The 17,884-nt window shown below is 50.9% G+C and carries 15 protein-coding genes, 1 tRNA gene and 2 pseudogenes; 6 read left to right on the top strand and 12 right to left on the bottom strand.

Annotated features, from left to right (window positions below):
- Positions 1–104: pseudogene (locus NDI45_RS28165) on the top strand (IS1 family transposase); the annotation flags it as partial.
- A 320-nt stretch (positions 105–424) separates the two neighbouring features.
- Entirely contained in the window at positions 425–1,033 is a 609-nt protein-coding gene (locus NDI45_RS28170) for a PTPA-CTERM sorting domain-containing protein (RefSeq protein WP_348249730.1), read from the top strand.
- Between the two features lie 119 nt (positions 1,034–1,152).
- Here NDI45_RS28170 and NDI45_RS28175 read toward each other — a convergent pair whose 3' ends face one another.
- On the bottom strand, positions 1,153–1,968 hold the full coding sequence (locus NDI45_RS28175) for an SDR family oxidoreductase (RefSeq protein ID WP_348249731.1): 816 nt from the start codon (positions 1,966–1,968) through the stop codon (positions 1,153–1,155).
- 465 nt (positions 1,969–2,433) lie between these two features.
- Between NDI45_RS28175 and NDI45_RS28180 the strand changes: the two genes are divergently transcribed.
- A complete protein-coding gene (locus tag NDI45_RS28180; protein WP_348249732.1) occupies positions 2,434–3,135 on the top strand; it encodes a hypothetical protein in 702 nt (233 codons plus the stop codon).
- Here NDI45_RS28180 and NDI45_RS28185 read toward each other — a convergent pair.
- The 5 genes from NDI45_RS28185 to NDI45_RS28205 all read right to left on the bottom strand — a co-directional run bounded on the left by NDI45_RS28185 (position 3,118) and on the right by NDI45_RS28205 (position 8,870).
- Positions 3,118–3,807, bottom strand: coding sequence for a hypothetical protein (locus NDI45_RS28185; protein WP_348249733.1), 690 nt, complete (start codon positions 3,805–3,807; stop codon positions 3,118–3,120). The two genes, NDI45_RS28180 and NDI45_RS28185, sit on opposite strands and share 18 nt — an antisense overlap.
- A 612-nt stretch (positions 3,808–4,419) precedes the next feature.
- Positions 4,420–5,187 carry a DUF4340 domain-containing protein gene (locus NDI45_RS28190; RefSeq protein WP_348249734.1) on the bottom strand — a complete coding sequence of 256 codons (768 nt, stop codon included), beginning with the start codon at positions 5,185–5,187 and terminating at the stop codon, positions 4,420–4,422.
- A 39-nt stretch (positions 5,188–5,226) separates the two neighbouring features.
- Positions 5,227–6,951, bottom strand: a complete 1,725-nt coding sequence (locus tag NDI45_RS28195) for a Gldg family protein (protein ID WP_348249735.1) — start codon at positions 6,949–6,951, stop codon at positions 5,227–5,229.
- An 80-nt stretch (positions 6,952–7,031) separates the two neighbouring features.
- Positions 7,032–7,832, bottom strand: a complete 801-nt coding sequence (locus tag NDI45_RS28200; RefSeq protein WP_348249736.1) for an ABC transporter permease — start codon at positions 7,830–7,832, stop codon at positions 7,032–7,034.
- A 12-nt stretch (positions 7,833–7,844) separates the two neighbouring features.
- Positions 7,845–8,870 carry an ABC transporter ATP-binding protein gene (locus NDI45_RS28205; protein WP_190790862.1) on the bottom strand — a complete coding sequence of 342 codons (1,026 nt, stop codon included), beginning with the start codon at positions 8,868–8,870 and terminating at the stop codon, positions 7,845–7,847.
- A gap of 829 nt (positions 8,871–9,699) precedes the next feature.
- Between NDI45_RS28205 and NDI45_RS28210 the strand changes: the two genes are divergently transcribed.
- Together NDI45_RS28210 and NDI45_RS28215 are read left to right on the top strand one after the other, a co-directional pair.
- The gene (locus NDI45_RS28210; protein ID WP_190790861.1) at positions 9,700–10,605 is read left to right on the top strand and encodes a bifunctional 3-deoxy-7-phosphoheptulonate synthase/chorismate mutase; all 906 of its coding nucleotides are present in this window, start codon (positions 9,700–9,702) and stop codon (positions 10,603–10,605) included.
- A gap of 217 nt (positions 10,606–10,822) precedes the next feature.
- A complete protein-coding gene (locus tag NDI45_RS28215; RefSeq protein WP_190790860.1) occupies positions 10,823–12,064 on the top strand; it encodes a HAMP domain-containing sensor histidine kinase in 1,242 nt (413 codons plus the stop codon).
- Here NDI45_RS28215 and NDI45_RS28220 read toward each other — a convergent pair.
- From NDI45_RS28220 to NDI45_RS28245, 6 genes are all read right to left on the bottom strand, one after another.
- Positions 12,042–13,850 carry a glycosyltransferase gene (locus NDI45_RS28220; RefSeq protein WP_190790859.1) on the bottom strand — a complete coding sequence of 603 codons (1,809 nt, stop codon included), beginning with the start codon at positions 13,848–13,850 and terminating at the stop codon, positions 12,042–12,044. The two genes, NDI45_RS28215 and NDI45_RS28220, sit on opposite strands and share 23 nt — an antisense overlap.
- 65 nt (positions 13,851–13,915) lie before the next feature.
- On the bottom strand, positions 13,916–15,193 hold the full coding sequence (locus NDI45_RS28225; RefSeq protein WP_348249737.1) for an aminotransferase class V-fold PLP-dependent enzyme: 1,278 nt from the start codon (positions 15,191–15,193) through the stop codon (positions 13,916–13,918).
- Between the two features lie 111 nt (positions 15,194–15,304).
- A tRNA-Asn gene (locus tag NDI45_RS28230) sits at positions 15,305–15,376 on the bottom strand.
- A gap of 181 nt (positions 15,377–15,557) precedes the next feature.
- Complete coding sequence (locus tag NDI45_RS28235; protein ID WP_190790857.1) at positions 15,558–16,130, bottom strand: NYN domain-containing protein; 573 nt, start codon at positions 16,128–16,130, stop codon at positions 15,558–15,560.
- A 236-nt stretch (positions 16,131–16,366) separates the two neighbouring features.
- Positions 16,367–17,041 carry an energy-coupling factor ABC transporter ATP-binding protein gene (locus NDI45_RS28240; protein ID WP_348249738.1) on the bottom strand — a complete coding sequence of 225 codons (675 nt, stop codon included), beginning with the start codon at positions 17,039–17,041 and terminating at the stop codon, positions 16,367–16,369.
- Positions 17,042–17,152: 111 nt separating this feature from the next.
- Entirely contained in the window at positions 17,153–17,422 is a 270-nt protein-coding gene (locus tag NDI45_RS28245; RefSeq protein WP_348249739.1) for a hypothetical protein, read from the bottom strand.
- Between the two features lie 350 nt (positions 17,423–17,772).
- Here NDI45_RS28245 and NDI45_RS28250 point away from each other — a divergent pair.
- Positions 17,773–17,884, top strand: a pseudogene (locus NDI45_RS28250) (photosystem II D2 protein (photosystem q(a) protein)); the annotation flags it as partial.

Genomic DNA, 17,884 nt, shown 5'->3' on the forward strand with positions numbered 1-17,884 from the left:
TTTGGCAGCATAGCCGCTTCAAAACGACTGCTGCACAGCGAGCAGGATTAGCGACACGATCATGGAATTGGCACGACATTGCCACCTATCCCACATTAATTTGAGGCACTATCCTGTGAACAGTTGACCCAGAAATGAAAACGTTAGCGGGTCATCTTCACTCGATTTGCTCCAATCACTCCCATCCCATCAGATTGCATCAGGGAATGTTGGGATGCTAGGGGTAGTTTGTCAGAGCATCCGTATAATCAGGCTTTTTGCATCAGGATCACAGTTTGTTTGAGTTGACTCCGCAGCGTTAGCTCAAGGTACGCGATCGTATTATTTGTGCAATCGTCGTCTAACTTATGCGATCGTCTTATTTCTGGTGGTCAACACTCAGGGGACTCCTACCATTCACCTTTAACTTTAGGAGTAACAATAGATGGTGGCTTTGAAGATGAAGACTGCTTTGACTGTAGCGAGTGCAGCCTGCGTTGCTCTTGGTACTGCCGCCCCTTCCCTGGCAGGGAGCCTGACCTTCAGTGGAACAACAGCCGGACAGCCAACCTGGAACCGTCCTGTTCAGAACGGAAGTAACGCTCCTACCGCTCTCAGTGCAATTGGGACGAATGTACCCTTCAGTACATTTGGGTTCACTGTAGATACAACAGGCCTGTATAACTTCCTGAGTGTTGGTACCGATCCAGCGGGCTGGGATAACTACACTTTTCTGTATCAGGGTGACTTTAACCCAACTCAACCTCTCACCAACGTTCTTCGAGGGAATGACGACTTTCCTGGTATTGGTGTTTCTGGATTCAATGATGTATCGCTGGTTTCAGGACTGAACTACTTTCTCATTACCACAGGGTTTGACAACAGCAATGCGGGTCGGTTCGACAACACCATTTCGGGAGTTGGTAACATTTCGGAGATTGGAAATCCTCAACCCATTCCCACGCCTGCACTTCTGCCTGGCTTAATCGGTATGGGCATTGCCACCCTCCGTAAGCGCAAAGGGGAAGCGGCTCAAGAAACTAGCAAGGCTTAATTCGCATCTAACCCATTTAGTCACGAGTCGGAGGATTGAGTCCAGATTCAGGTGAATGCCTGGATACGGGGAGCCAACCTCCGGCTTTGGTTTTGGGGCAGCGATTGTCCCCCAACTCTCTACACGATCGACGCAAACAATCCCGACCAATCGATCGCCTCAGGACGATTCCCTTTATTCACCATCTCAAAAATCTTGTTTACTGCGTGTGAATCATGAAGGCATTCCACGCAGGCAGCCGCCACATCGATTCGGCTCGTTTGCCCAGAGAGGGTGTCGCCAGTGCCGATTGTAATTCCCTTTTTGCTGCCTGTGGTGGCTTTCATTAGCGTATTTAGATCGTAGGACGTAAAGGGACCGTCGATGAGCTGTCCGGGTCGGATGATGGTGTAAGGTAAGCCGGATTGGACGATCGCCGCTTCGCCCTGCTGTTTCGCATCTAGGACACCAAAAGCGTTGAGTACTGTATAGGGAAACTGGGTTTTGTGTTCCACGCCGCAGGAAGAAACAAAGACAAATCGCTGAAGGTCGCGTGGAGCTGCTTCCACCACATGACGAACGCTGTCTGCATCGACAATCTGGGGACTGTTTTTGGCGTGAGCATTTCGGTAGCTCTTGTCCAAGAAAATTTTGCGCCACTGCTGGAGCTTTTGCAGTCCTTGCGCTTCGGGAAGGTCAAACTGCCAGCGAGCCGAGGGAAAAGCGGTGGTTCCGGTCGCGCAAATCAAGTGCGTAATGCCCTGCATGGCAGGTGGTAAGGTTTCAGGCTGACGAATATCGCCGATCGCCGCTTCTACTCGATCGCCAAACAGTTTTTCTGCTTTCTCTGCACTGCGCGTCAAAACCCGAACCGGAATTTCTTTTTCCAGCAGCTTTGCTACCGCTAACTGTCCCACGCCTCCGGTTGCACCCACCACCAGCACCAGATCTGCCACAATCGCCTTCCTCCTGAAATTTTGGTTTCTAATTCTTCGATCTACGTCAGCTTAGAAGGATTGCTCCAGCGGCGAATCTGCTGAACGAATTAAGTTTTGCCGAATGAAACCCTGAAGGATTTGTAGGATACGTGCGATCGATCTAGCACCTATCGAACTTTCTCACCGGAATGACTAATCTTGTTGCCCTTGTGCCCGTCGAGCATGGTAATGGGCTGCGGCTCCCGAATTGATGGTTCGCAAAAATGTAACGAGAGAACCTAGTGCTGGAACATTGCCAGAAAATAAGGAATCAACCCCTTTGCAGGAGTCATCACAGCAGTAATCAGCTCTACGTCTCAACTTAAAGTCCCCCCTTGCTCTTTCAAAGCAGCAATTTACAGATGGGGGATTCAGGAGGCAATGTAGAGACTCCAAGACTCCTCAAACAACCTTTTTTCACCTCAATTCATTTGCGACCCATCCATGCTGACTCCCTTCGATCGCCAAACTCAATCCCACCATTTCAGCCCATTCGCTTTCCTCACTAGACCCAAACGCCTCATGCTATGGGGACTAAGTGGAATCACCTTACTGCTGGTGAGCTGTCAATCTGCGCCTCGCCCCCTCCCGGCTCCCGCTACTCCTTCAGAAACACCAGTCCAAACCGATACGACCTCGTCCACTTCCAGTCCATCTGCGTCGAAGCGGTATGCGTTTCCGCAAGCAGGATTCGGCTTTGTCTATCCCGCAGATTTTGCGATTGCCGATCCGGTCGATAATGCTTCTGATGAACTCGTGTTGCTAGAACTTTGGCAGCAGAAAGTGTATGACGACATCGTGGCCGGAAAGTATGAAGGCGGAACCGAATATCCGTCCAGTGTTCAAGTCGGCGTCGATCGCAATCCCGATAACCTGGATTTACAAGCCTGGGTTGAAGGTCACTCCAGCCGCTTCTCGCAGCCAAAAGACTTTCAGGCACGATCGATCGCTGGTCAAAACGGGCTGAGCTTTCGTTCTACTGGCTTATATGAACATGAAAACGTAGTGGTTGCTCATCCCAGCGGGGAAGCAGTAATTGTCATCAGTCTGGCGACGATCGGCAATCCAGAAGTGGATGAACCCAATCGACGAGCATTCACCGAAATTGTGAACAGCTTGGAGCTTGTCTCACTGATTCAACCCTGAGCCAGAATATTCAGGAGATTTGGTGCGAAACATCAGCAGCGGTGGACGGATGCAAAGATACAGCAGCGGTCCAAACAGGGGAATGAATGCAACTAGCCCATAAAGCTGTGAGTCGTTACGTAGCCCCCGTCGCGCCATATCATCGGTCAGTAGCGTGGGATAGGGAAACAGCAAACAGAGAATGCCAAATGCCAACGTCATTGCGTGGATAAAGCGATCACTCTGAAAAACTTGAACAAACGCTCCCCAATCGCCAAAGAACAGGGCAAATCCCAGCAAAAACAGCGTACTGCCCGTCAAAATCAGCCCTGTGATTGGAGAATCGAGCCACTTTAACCAGGCATCCTTTTCGCCGGAAAACTGCTGATTGGGTTCGCGCAGTGCCAGATAGGGAACCAGGGATAGAAATCCAGTTCCAACTGAACCCAGCATAAATGCCCAGGCGGGTAATTTTTGCATTCTACCGTCTGGGAAGATCAGACAGCTATAAATCAATAGCCAAATGCCAATCATGCTAAACAGCGAAATCGTCACCGGATTGATCGCAGGTATCTGTCCCTTGAGAAGCGTTTGCACGGGTTCTAACAAATTGACCCGCAGCGGCGGCGCAAACAAAAACACATAGGCAAGAAAACCTAGCTCAATCAACCAGAGAATCAGTCTACGTAGCATTATCCTCCTCCCTTTTCATCGTCCTCGATGGCTTGCTTCTCAGATGCTTCGCAGTTTCCCCTGTGGGGTAATTGCTTTCCTTATTGTTCAGAGTTTATGCGACGAAAAACACTGCCAGAGGGAAGACGTGCAGGCTCTTTGATAACCCATTAAGAGGACTGTCTGAGGGAATGGTAACTGCAATTTTATTCGGCGATCGATCATCAATAAATACATCAATAAATTATCAATAGAATATGTATAATTTTTGCTGTCACATTAATAATTGGTGATTTATTGATACCCTGGCTTTGAATTTATTTATTAGAATCATCACAAAAAAACCTATCAATTTTGTCCATCTATTATTGTTGGTGTGTTAATGTATTTTGCCTTCAATTGTGGTTAACGAATCACCCAGAAAATTCTCTGAAAATCACTTTTGCATAAATTTAGTGAATTTTAATCGAGCACTAGGGTTTACAGACTTTGATGATTATCTGTAAATAGAGCGATCGCTTCTCTAGCGATGCGTTTGGTCGGGCAATCGAGAGATGCAGTAAAGTAGGGAGTTGAACCTGACCATCTACCTGGTCGATCGCCTACTGTGCGTCAGAAGAAATTCAAGACAAACTATGGAGAAGACGGAGAAGAGTTTGGAGAAGGACTCGGAGCGGCTGGACTTGCAGGAGACGCTTCAGGACTCGGAGAACTTGCCGAACTCGGTGATGCATCGGGGGATGGATCAGGTGACGGCTTTGGAGATGCTTCAGGACTCGGAGAAGATGCACCGGGAGATGGGCTGGGAGACGCTGCGGGTGCAGCCTGCTTTTCCGATGCTGTTTGTTTCCATTCTGCTAAAGGACGATTGACTGCATTCTCAAAGCTGGGAGAAACCAGGCTTACTTTTAGATCGGTATTGGCATCGGTGGACGGATCGGCTAGCGCGTAGAGGAAACTGCGGTTAAAGTCATATTCCCCCACAATCAGGCGATGGGTTTCCTGGTTGTCGAGCGTGACTTCGATCGCTGCAAACGGCTGATGAAATCCATACTGTTCTTGCTGTCCTACCGGAACTGTAAACGTCCGATCGCTCGTGCCCGATGTCATCAGATCCAGCAGAAAGGCGATCGAGGCGGCACTGGCAGGGGTTTGTTCGGGTTGCCGCATTTGCCAGATTCCCTCAGCGTCACGCTCAAACTTAAGCGACCGAAGGGGCGTCGTAAGCGACAGCGTTTTAACTTGCTTTTCGGTGAAGGCAAAGAGATCGCTGGGTTCGCTCTGGGAAGCCTGCTGACCCTGTGATTGATTTTGCGGCTGATTTTGTACCGCCACCAGTGTTACGCCGCCCAGCAGTAAAGCAGTGAGCAGCAGCAGAAAAGTAGAGGGTTTGATCTTCATTGCTTCTGCAAGTTCAAGGAATCGGATCTTAGAGAACAGTTATCGCCGCTTCCACCACACCAGTCCGGCAGCAGCAAAAGCGATCGCAGGCAGCAGCGCAAGCGCAGTTCCGGCGGCAGACATCTGCTGTTGAGGAGACATCACAATCCGGCGATTTTTCACTTCTCGCGGACGAATTGCTAATACCTGATCGTCTTGCTGACTCAGCCAGCCCAGCGAGTTCAAAAACACATCGCTGTTAAGCTGCTGGGCAAATACGCCGTCTGTTGCAAAGCCAGAGTTGCCAATCACCACCAGGCGAGATTGTCCCTTATTTTCGCTGGCTGCTGGACTGGGGCTAGGGCTGGGGCTGGGGCTAGCTTCCGGGCTAGGACTGGCTTCCGGGCTAGGACTGGGACTGGGACTGGGGCTAGGACTGGGACTGGGACTGGGGCTGGGACTGGGGCTAGCACTGGGACTGGGACTCGGAGCAGGGCTTGGAGCTTCTGCCTGCACCCCCCGGCTCAGGGCATAGCCAATCGCAAATGGCCCTTTTGGATCGGTCGCTGCATCAAACTGAAGTTCACCATTTTCGGCAACGCGTTGGGCGGTGGTGCGATCGCTAGTAATCAGAAGACCCGTGGCTTCGATGCCCTCGACCTGCCGCTGCTGCACGGGACGCGCTAGAGGATAAAAGGAAATGCCGTTGCCAAAGCTGCGTGTGATCGGATGATCGCCATATTGATTAATAATCGTCACGCCCGGACCCAAGCCAGAAGCTTCTCCGGCGGGGTCAATGACAATGCGATCGCTCATCTGAAGTCCCCACTCCTCCAGCAGCGGATTGAGCTTGGGGTCGGTTTGCGGATCGATCAGCAGCATTAAGCCGCTCTTGCGCTTCAGATACTCCCTGAGGGCTTTGACTTCTGATTCGATCAAGGGACGCTGGGGACTGGCAATTACCAGCACAGCAGCATCTGCCGGAACCTGCGGATTTTCTGCCAGGTTGAGCGGCGCGCCTTCATAGGCTTCTTCAGTGAGCCGCTGGGATGCCTGCAAAAAGCCGCCCTGTCCTGCTTCTAGCTTGCGTTCACCGTGTCCCTGCAAGAAGTAAACCTTTTGCGGCTGGCTGTTGGTGATTTGGGCAATGCCATTGGTCAGCCGTCGTTCTGAAAGTTTTTGTTCTGGAGTCACGGTCTGCACAGGTCGGCGGTTCGTTCCCGATTCAACAAATACATCGCCGATCGTCTGCACTTTGTATTCTCGCGCCAGTCCCGGTTCGCGCTGGGGGTCGATGTACTGATAGCTGAAATTAGAGTTGATTCGCCGATAGTTATCGAGCAACTGCTGATCGATCGGATTGGGTGTGGGCGAAAAAATCGTGGCTTTAACGGGCTGTTGAAGCTGCTGCGCGATCTCCTGCGACTGAGGCGCAAGGGTGAAAATCTGGTTTTCCGTCAGGTCAACCCGGCTGTTAAACCGCACCGCCAGAAAGTTCACCATGCCCAAAATGGCTAAAACGGCAAGGGTAGACAGCAGCGCATTGGTGCCGATTTGAGTCGATCGCCTGCCCCAAAAATTTGGCTGCTGATAAATCAGAAACACTAGCCACAGTCCGAGGAGAACAAATCCAGCGATCATCAGTCCAGATGGAATGCCCGCCCAGTTTCCCGCTACGATTCCTGCGGTCGCACCCACAACCATCAGCACAGGACCAAGCCAAAATAGCCACTTGAGATGGTTCCAGTTCAGTTGCTTCCAGTTCAGTCGTTTTGTCAGCTTCATGGACATCTGAGGAAATAGGGAGAGACAGAGAAATAAACCTGTTTGTATGGATGAGCCAGAGGGAAACTGCGATCGCCCAACTAGCTACGCTGGAATCGAAATGCCTCGATCGACTGTGCCGTGAGAAATAGCCCCAGCACAATGTAGCTGAGAAACACAATCAAGCTACTGCTGTCTACAATGCCCTGCGTCAGGTTCGTGTAGTTTTTCACCAGAGACAGATGACTCAGCGCATTACCTACTGGACCACCGATCGCGTTTGCGACCAGATCTACAACCCATAGGAGCAAAATCAGCCCGAACGTGAGAATTGCCGCCAGAATTGTGCTGTCCGTCAGCGAAGAGATAAACATCCCCAGCGACAAAATCGCCGCCCCCATCAGAATCAGGGCAAAGTGACCCAGCAGCATCACCGTGGGCGACACAGGCGGGTCAGCAGCACTCAGGGCGATCGCTTGATACACCAGCAACGGCAGCACCAGCGTTGTAAAAAACGTGACCACGCCCAACAGCTTGCCCAGCGCGACCGCCCAGTTTGTTACCGGAGAAGTTGCTAGAAGTTCGATCGTGCCCCGCTTGCGCTCTTCGGTGTAGAGCCCCATCGACAAAATCGGCAGCACAAACAGAGCCAGCGACCCCAGCACCCCCAAAAACACCGTGAGAAACTGATAGGCAACGTCGATCGGCGGTTCTGTAATTCCCACCTGATCGCGTACTGCTACTTGAGCAATTAACCCTTCAGGACTGAGCAAAATCGACACAAAGAAAAAGCCGCTCAGCAGCCAGAACACGCCTGCAATAATGTAGGCAAAGGGAGAAGCAAAATAGCTTTGCAGTTCCCGCCGATAGATCGCGATGATGTTGCTTAATACAATTCCCATTGCCGCTTCTCCTTATATCGCCGTACCCGTTGCCGAATTAGACTCGCTCTGCGCTGCTGCTTCTCCGAGGGCTTCTTCTGAAATCGTTTCTTCGGTCGTCAGTTCCAAAAACACTTCTTCCAAACTCACCTGCACTCGCCGCATTTCGTGTAGCCCCCAGCCTGCGGAGACGATTGCTGCTGCAATATCGCGTCCTACATGATGTCCAGCCTGGAGTTCTGCGTCTAATGTCAGACGATATCGGCGGTGCGTCCCCGGTAAAGCCTCGTCTGCAATGACCTCAACTGCATTAATCGGGGGCAACTGCTGAAGCTGCTGCTGGATCAAAAGTGGATCGCCTTCGACCTCTAGCTCATAACCTGCCCCGCCCGTGAGCTGTGCCATGAGCTGATCAGGTGTGTTCATCGCGACTACTTGCCCCCGGTTGATAATTGCCACCCGGCTACAAGTCATACTCACTTCCGGCAGGATGTGGGTCGAGAGAATAATCGTATGCTCTCCCGCCAGGCTCTTAATCAAATTGCGAACTTCGATAATTTGACGGGGATCAAGCCCAACTGTGGGTTCATCTAGAATAATCGCGGGCGGATCATGCACGATCGCCTGGGCAATGCCGACTCTCTGACGAAATCCCTTCGACAGCTTGCGAATTAAAACCTGTCGCTTGTCCAACAAGCCACACCGCTTCATTGCTAGCTTTACCCGCGTGGGACGATCGCCTGCCGAAACCCCCTTAAGCCGACCGACAAAATTCAGATAGCCCTCCACCGACATATCTGGGTAGAGCGGCGGATTTTCGGGCAGATAGCCAATGCGCTGACGCACTGCCATCGAGTCTTCATGCACCTCAAAGCCAGCAATTCGGGCTGTGCCGCTGGTCGCAGGCAAATAGCCTGTCAAAATTCGCATCGTCGTGGTTTTCCCGGCTCCGTTTGGTCCCAGGAAGCCCAGAATTTCGCCTTTCTCCACGGAAAACGTGATGTCCTGGATCGCGGAAGTCGTGCCGTAAATCTTACTCAGATGGTCTGCTTCAATCATTCTGCTTTTGTTGTGCTTCAGATGGTTCTGCTTCAGATGGCTTGCTTTGGTTATTCTGCTGCAATCATAAGCGACATGATCGGGAGGGTCGGAGATCGCCAATTCAGGTCAATTCGCATTTGTTCGGCATCTATTAAGGAGATTTGAGAAGGGTTCCAGGTTCTGCATTGTCCCCTAAATTCCTGACAGGTGGGAAACTTTGAGCGTTAAAACCGATCGGCTCGGTTTTCCTAAGATTAGGGGTTAGGGGGGCGGATCGAGTTGCAGATACAACGCTTCAAACATCCTCTTTAGACGGAATTCTCCAGAAATTCCCTGAAATCTTCCCGGAAAAGAACTGCACCGCTAATCATAAGGCGATCGGACAAGTTCTAACCAAAGGGAATCCAACCGTGTCAGATCTTAACGATATTTTCCTGCAGTTGACTTGACGAAGTTTTGATAACTTTGTTACGGTTAGCAATAGAATAAAGTATTCTTAACACAAGTTCGCAGCGCAAGCTTGCAACACAAGTTCGCAGAAAGGATCTTCTTTTCCTATGGGTCTGGCAAATCAGTCTTACTTTTATTGGTTTAGCTTTACCACGGCTCACCGGGGGTAATTCCACTCAGTTATGGAACCTCTCGATGAGCCGCAGAACTTGAAAGTCTGCGGTTTTTGTTTTATCTAGCTTCTTCGATTAATCACACTCGATTCGCACCGATGACGACTATGCCCTACACTGTTTGGTTTTTTGGCTTTTACTTTTGGACCAGGCTCACGTCCGGGTAAAGTCGTCATGCAAAAGTCGAACCCTACCCGGACAGCCTCAAGGCTCCGGGTTTTTTAATGCTCCTTCAGTCCCATCTCTCACTCAATCCCCAAAACTCCACCATGCAGAAAGCAAAACTTGTCCTCAAAACTTCCGCTCAGCCTCAAACAATCGTCCATTTAAGCGAAACTGTCACCGTTGGCGGTTCTGATTTGCTGATTGTCGGCGGACCCTGTGCCGTCGAAACCGCGGCACAAATGGAAGCAGTCGCCTGTCGCCTCGCTACGGGTCCAATTCAGGCAATTCGCGGCGGGGTGTACAAGCCCCGGACTTCGCCCTATGACTTCCAAGGACTCGGCATCGAAGGGCTGAAGATTCTGGCATCGGTGCGCGATCGCTACGGACTGCCTGTGATTACCGAAGTGATGGCAATTTCCCAAATCGAAGAAATCGCAGCTTATGCCGATGTGCTTCAGGTTGGCAGCCGCAATATGCAAAATTTCGATTTGCTCAAGGCACTGGGACAGGCAAACAAGCCGATTCTGCTGAAGCGCGGTTTGGCAGCGACGATCGAAGAATTCGTCATGGCAGCCGAATACATCATGAGCCACGGTAACCCGAACGTCATCCTTTGCGAGCGCGGCATTCGCAGTTTCGATACCTACACTCGCAACGTGCTGGATCTGGGTGCAGTCGTCGCATTGAAGCAAATCACTCACCTGCCCGTGATCGTTGACCCTAGTCATGCTGCCGGAAAGCGCGAACTCGTTCCCAATCTAGCAAAAGCGGCGATCGCTTGCGGTGCAGATGGCATTATCGTTGAGTGCCACCCGGAGCCGGAGCAGTCTGTTTCGGATGCGCGTCAGGCACTTTCGCTTGAGGAAATGGTGAATCTGGCGCGGAGTCTGGAGCCGATCGCTCAGGCTGTGGGTCGTACGATAGTTTCTGGAACCGGGAATGTACCCCGGTTTTCTTTTGTCTAAATCGCTTTTGTCCAAATCGCTTTTGTCTAAATTTCTCTTGCTCAAAAACAACTGCCAGAAATAACGAAATGAAGGACGTAGGGCGATCCATCTCTGTCTGAATTAAGATGCGGAGCGATCGCAACACTGATATCCTGCTGAGAGTTTGCAGGGTTGGATTTGAACGATATCTGACACTCTGCGCCTCGCCCAAACGCTTCAACTCGCCCCTTTCGGCATGATTGACTTCGGTAAATTAATGCACCAGCAAGCCGATACCATTGTTCAGCAGTGGGTCGAAGCGGTGCGTCAGGATGAGCAAATTCAAACTACTGGCGAACTCACCTACAAAGCCATTCAAAATAGCTTGCCTAAAGTGCTAAATGCGCTGGCAACGATTTTGTCTGAGGAAGAACGCAGCGACGTGCAAACCCTGATCGAAACAACGCTAGAACATGGCATAGTCCGGGCGGATCAGGGGTTCGATCCGGGTGAGATTGCGCGGGAATATCGCCTGCTGCGATCGATTATTTTTGAGGTGATTGAAGCCGAGCTGCTTCAAGCTTCGGCTGCCGAACTGCTGCGTGCGGTCAGGTTAATCGACACGGTGATTGATGAGGCGATCGCCCGCTGCTTTCAAAGCTATACCGAGAGTCGGCTGCATGAGTTAGAGCAGCTTCAAAGTCAGCTTAAGTTGACGAATCAGGAATTGACCCGCCTCGTTCGCGCCAGCAAAGCTAATCTTTCAGAGCTTGCCCATGAGCTAAGAACGCCCCTCACTTCGATTATTGGCTACTCGGATCTGTTTTTGCGGCAGCATCGACAGGACGGTAGCACCAGAGACTCGGTTCCTAATCTAGAGAGTATCGATCGTGTTTTACAGGCAGGACGACAGTTGCTCCGCCTGATCAATGATTCGCTGGAAATCTCGCGCTACGATGCAGGACAAATGCAGCTTCAGCTCAGTCCGGTGAATATTTGTGAGCTGGTGCAGACGACGGTGGACATGGTGCAACCTCTGGTGGCGGCTAGAAATTTACAGCTCCAGTTTGACTGTGATCCCGCTCTAAATCATATTTTGACTGATTCTCTACGGCTTCAGCAAATCGTCACTAATCTGCTGAGCAATGCCATTCGCTACACCGAGCAAGGTGAAATTCATGTCATTTGTCGGGCGGAGGCGATCAATCTCCTAAAAGGGAAAGCGGATTCTCCCTGTTGGAGCCTGACAGTTGCAGATACCGGGTTGGGCATTGCCTCAGAGGAGCAGCAGCGCATTTTTGAACCCTATGTACAAAGCAATTTGCAGAAGCTCCGCGACAGCGAAAGTACGGGGTTGGGATTGGCAGTTGTTTCCCGATTGGTGAAGCTGTTCCAGGGCGAAATTCACCTCGAATCTCAGTTCGGCATTGGCTCTACCTTTATCCTGACTTTTCCACTTCTGTCTCCCGATGGCTCTACTTTAGCTTCGATGTCTTGACCCTGCCGCGACAGCGATACATCCGATAACGGTATCCATCAACTGATTCTGGCTCTGTTTTTGCCGCACAACGCTGCTTTTTAAGCACTCGATCGACTAACCCTGGCTCTACCTCATGAAAATTAATTAGCCATAGATCGATCGGTGTTGTGACTTCGCTTAAAGTTTTGTCCAATGTTTCTGCAACTGTGCTGGTGCTGCGCGGAGTATCGTGCGCCAGAAGAAACCGCAGATCGATCGGCAGCGTTTTTCCTGCTGAAGTCGCCTGGGAGCCAGCCTGTTCAACTGCCAGAGCAACTCCCATCAACCGCCCGGTTTGCCCATGGGTGCGGTGGGGAATCGCAATCAAAGTGCTCTGCGAGGAGTGCCGCAGAATATCCTGTGCAACCACATCCGGGCGATGAACTTTTTGATAGCCCAAATTGAAAACAACGGTCAGTCCACCGACTAGACTCAAAAGCCCGATTAAAAGAATGGTTTTGCGTCTACTTACGCGCAGCAGCTTGAGTAGGGCGATCGACACTTGATCAGCACGGGTTTGGGCAATCTCACGAACAACATTCCACCCTGCCGCCAGACCTGCCGCGATCAGGGCAACCGTCCCCGGAAAGTAAACAAAGTTGTAGCGAAACGCGCCGGTCAACTCTGCCTCAAAAAGATAGGTGATGCTAAAGAACAGTAAAATCGCACTGATGACAAAGCAGCCCAGCACCCAAACGGAAAGTCGGGTATCCCGATCGACACACTGCACGTTTAGCCCCCAGAAGACTTTGGGCAGTGTCCACAGGGTCAACATCAACAGCCCTGCTCCCGATAGGACAGCGATCGTCTCTGAAGGGGACTGGATTGGTAACAGATAAATCATCGAAATCCAGCCTGCCACTGCCTGACCGACCGGCTCTAACCAGGCAAATCCACTGCGCTCGCCTCGATAAATCCAGCGCGTTAGCTCCCCATCCTGAATATTCAGCAGCACCGGAAACCAAACGATTCCCGTGCCCGCAGTTCCGGCTGCCACAAGCCAGATGCGTTGCCAGTGGACTGAAGGATGCCAGATTCCTCCTTCTCGCCAGCTCTGCACCAATCCCAGACAGGCAATGACGACGGCTTCGGCAATCAGGGTAAAGGTAAAAAAGTAATGGCTCGCAATGCCCAACCCGTTGATCAAAATCCAAACCCAGCACACCCAGTAGGGCAACGCAATCCGATCGCGAATCGTGCGGGTAGCCACAATCAAACAGCAAAGGGAAGCAATAATCCAAAGAATTGGCAGCGTATAGTGCCGCGCTTCTTGAGCGAGATAAACGGCAAACGGTGAAACTGCCATCAGCCCGGCTGCTACCTGTCCCACAATCCGCGATCGAAACGCCAGCCGGCCTAGCCAATAACTTGCCGGAATCGAAGCAACGCCAAACAAAACCGACAGTGATCGAGCTGCCCAGGCGGAAACCGTTCCAAGCTGATTCGTCGGAAAAAGCTTCAGCCAAAAGTGGCTCAGTATGAAATACAGGGGCGGATGGTTACTCTCGCTCAGCAGCGATTGCACGACCTGATCCACGCCGGTTCTAGATTGCGGGCGCAGGGGCTGCAAAAGCTGATCGGCTGTAATCACCTGATCGAGCGGCACGGTCAAAAAACGATTGCCCAGGCTAAAGACGATCGTAGAAAACTCATCTGTCCAGAGCGGCTTTGCAGCAAGCTGAATCAGACGCAAACCCAGCCCCAATGCTATTAGAAACAGCAAAAGCCAGAGATGCTGCCGACCATGATTAAACGCCGCTTTCACGCTACGCGGGCTCCTTTAATGCGATGACTGCCCCAACCATGAAAACTTTTCCTGAAACTTCTCCCTTAAACGGGTTTGGGTTGACTCGATGCGGATTCTGCCAGCAGCGTCAGCAAGGCTTCAGCGAGACGATCGTAGTCCGCCAAACTGTTATAAAGCTGAGCTGAGATGCGAATCAGAGCGTTGCTTTGCAGTTCCCCCACGAAAGAATCGGCTTTACCCTGCCCGAAAACACGCTGCCAGGGAATCAAGGGCACTTCAATCTGAAAGCGATCGAACAACTGACGCTGTACCCCTGAGGCCAATTTCCCAGGTAAAGGAATCGCTGCCATTGAACCAACCAGGGTGTCGGGACAGGGAGGCGACACACTCAAGGCATGACAAAGAAGTTGACGCGCCCTGATTGCCATTTGATGATTGCGCTCTATGACGGCATTCCAGCCCCCTGGTAAGAGGGAGTCCATAAACTCAACTGCACTTGCCACACAGCAATAGGCGGTTGGGTCGTCTGTGCCTGTCCAATCAAACTCCAAATGAAAGCGCGATCGATCGGTCCGAACTGAATTTGCACCATGACTGATCACAAGCGGGCGAATCAAGGACTGCTTTGCTTCGGAAACATAGAGAAAAGCAGCTCCTTTCGGCGCACATAACCATTTATGACAGTTCCCTGTGTAGTATGTTACCCCTAATTCCTTCAGGTTGAGTGCCACCATTCCGGGGGCGTGTGCCCCATCGACCAAAACATCTACCCCTGAACCGCGAAGCTGCTGTGCGATCGATTGAATTGGAAAAATCAGCCCGGTCTGGCTGGTAATGTGATCCAGCAGCACAATTCGAGTTTTGTCAGAAACTTGTGACATAACAGCGGTGATGACCTGCTCAGCAGACGCTAACGGAAAGGGAACTTCTGCAACCACCACTGTTGCCCCAGATCGCTCCGCTATAAAATCCAGCGCATTGCGGCAGGCATTGTACTCATGATTTGTCGTCAGCAGCTCATCCCCCGCACGCAAAGACAGCGATCGCAGCACTGTGTTCACGCCCGTGGTGGTATTGGGAACAAAGACCAGCTCTTGTGGCGTTGTTCCGATGAACTCGGCTAGCCGCTCACGCGATCGATCCAGCAATGGCTCATAGGCATCCTCAAAAAAGCGCAATGGCTCTGCCTCAAGCTGCTGTCGAAAAATTTGCTGCTGTTCCAGAACGGCGATTGGACAGGCTCCAAAAGAACCGTGGTTCAGAAACGTGATATTGGGAGCGAGTGACCAATGATGGCGCCAGGGGGATTGAGGTTGCGTACCCAAATCTATCCCTGTCTGTCTTTTGTCGATTGATTTCATGGATGGCGATCGTCAACTTTAACTTTAAGTTGACAACCTATCATCCTTCTCTCACTGATCTAGCAAAACTTAACTGATCTAGCGAAATTTATTTTGATTGAATTGACTTAACTCCCCAGGCTGGATTCGAACCAGCGACCAATCGGTTAACAGCCGACCGCTCTACCACTGAGCTACTGAGGAATGCTCACGCGAATCTAATAATAGCCAGAAAAGCCTGAATTTGGCAACCACTTTTCTAAAATTTTTTGCTGAATGCAGCGGAGGCAACCAAATCAGAGCGAGAACCCAGCTTGATTCAGACAAATTTACAGACAAACTTATTCAAACAAATTCATCTAAGCAGAGCTTTCATTCAGGAAAACTAGCTTTTTTTCCGATCTTTGCCAAATCTTAGGTCGGCAAGACGCTGCTGAGCGGCAGGATCAAGCCCACTCGCCAAGAATCGACTGGTCGATTGCTTTTGTTGCCTGTGGGTTGTGCGATGCTGCCGTCGAACTCTGGCAAACATTAGCTCAACTTCTGTCTGAAGCTTTTGCGCTGACATCCACTCTGCCCCATAGCCGACCACGGTCAGCTGCTGAGCGCGATCGGAGGTTGCCACAATTAGCCTCTGACTGAGTTTACGCGGGTCATTGCGAAACAAGGCACAGGTTTTCTCAATATAGGAGTCTGCGGTTTGGCGATAGTCGGTGTAGCAGATACAAAGATAGCTGGTGATGACCTCGCGACTGCCCGGTGTGTCTTGATACTGAGCATCAAACACAACATGAGTATCAAAGCTGTGATAGGAGCTGTAGTCCATCAGGCTATGCAACAGCTCACGCCGCGCTTCCTCTAACCCATGTCGATCGCGGGTCTGCTTTAAGTCTGACCAAGCACCGATTACGTTATAGCCGTCAACTAGGAGCAGGGCTTGGGGAGGGGAAGAAGGCATAATTTACATTGGAGGGCAATGGGTAGAAGCTATTTTATATTCTTATATATTGTCATTCATGATTGCAAATTGTAAACCAGGAAGAGAACGACCCGCTTCGATTTCTTCTCATCATTCATTACAAATCGTTTTTGGGAATTGCTTGCCGAAGGGTGCTTGCCGTAGAAAGGGTCTGACCGAAGGCTAGAAGAATACTTGAAAAGCTTCTTACTTAAAATCTTCCTCAGAATCCGCGCTCAGCTCCTCATGCTAGTCTGCATCAGTCTTTGTTTCAGCCGAGTCGGATCGCCCTGATCCGCCACTTTGCCTGCTTCTAATAAAAATGCGCCATCACAATAGTCAAGCTCATCTAAACGGTGCGTTACCCAGAGTGCCGTCATGCCTCGGCTCTGCACCAACCCCTGAACTTGCCGCACCAGATCAAGCTGGCTATCAGGGTCAAGCAAGGCGGTCGGTTCGTCGAGCAGCAGCACTTCACAATGGCGGGCGATCGCTCCTGCAATGGCAATCCGCTGTTTCTGTCCGCCGCTCAAAGCATAAATAGGGCGACGCTGAAGTGGCAAAAGATTCACAGCGTTCAATGCTTCCTCAACCCGCTGCCGCACTTGCCCAAAAGACAGCTTTTCTTCAACTAGACCAAAGGCAACATCTGCCCCCACTGTCGGCATCACGAGCTGATGATCAGGATTTTGAAAGACAAATCCAACCGGAGGCTGCACTTCAACGGTTCCAATCTGGGGCTTTAGTAGCCCGGTCAAGAGTTTCAGCAAGGTTGATTTGCCGCTGCCGTTTGTGCCCAGCAACATCCAAAATTCGCCCTGCGGCACTTCCAGCGAACAGGCTTGCAGGACGGGAGCTTCCTTGAGCCACTGAAAAGAAACGTCCTGAACAACGATCGAGGGTTTACCCATAATTTGGCTTGATACTTAACGTTACCTAGTTACAAGGAGTGGGGTGGCGATGTGAAGCAATTTCTCTTCGAGGTAATCGCTCTCGCCCAATTCCCCACTTGTCCCTATGGCTTACTCAGCTAAGGCAAAAAAGCCGGGAGGTCTACCCGACGAAGTTGCACTGCCCGATTTTTCCGCCATTTGTACCGCAACGATTTCGCTCACTAAAACACAAACGGTTTTTCCAGCTTGCTGTTCGCAGGTGAGTTCGATCGAAACCGGATTGCCAGAGCGCATTGCTTCTGAAATTTGCTGGTACAGAGCTTTTGCGTCATCACCGGATTTTCGCTGAACCGATATCGGTACGGGGTTATTCTTGAGAGCCACGTCAACAATAAACATGAGGCTGCCTTTACCACTGAACTTGTGAACTTACTTCTTTAGTATCCCTCGTTCAGCCCAGCAAGTGTTTTCTTTATCGGTACGGTCGCATCCGCACTAGCTGATCCCTGCCTAAATAACCCCACCGACAAAACTGCTTCGCATTGTTAAGGAAAATTCAGATTTAGGGGATGAAAAATTCTAGAGGGTGTCTGTATAATGAGTGATTAGTAAAGAAAAGTAAACTCTGTTCTCATTCCCTTGCGTTTTCTGCCTCTTTATCTCATATCTCAGGGCGCGATCGCGAGGCGACTGTGAATCAGGCGAACTCATTTTGATCAGATAATTTCTAATTTCTTGGAGATTGTGCAATGACCATAGCAATGGGGCGCGCACAAGCCCAGCGAGGATGGTTCGACACCGTCGACGACTGGCTGAAGCGCGACAGATTCGTTTTCATCGGCTGGTCAGGACTGCTGCTCT

Source organism: Leptolyngbya sp. GB1-A1 (assembly GCF_039962475.1).
Taxonomy (GTDB): domain Bacteria; phylum Cyanobacteriota; class Cyanobacteriia; order Elainellales; family Elainellaceae; genus Leptolyngbya_A.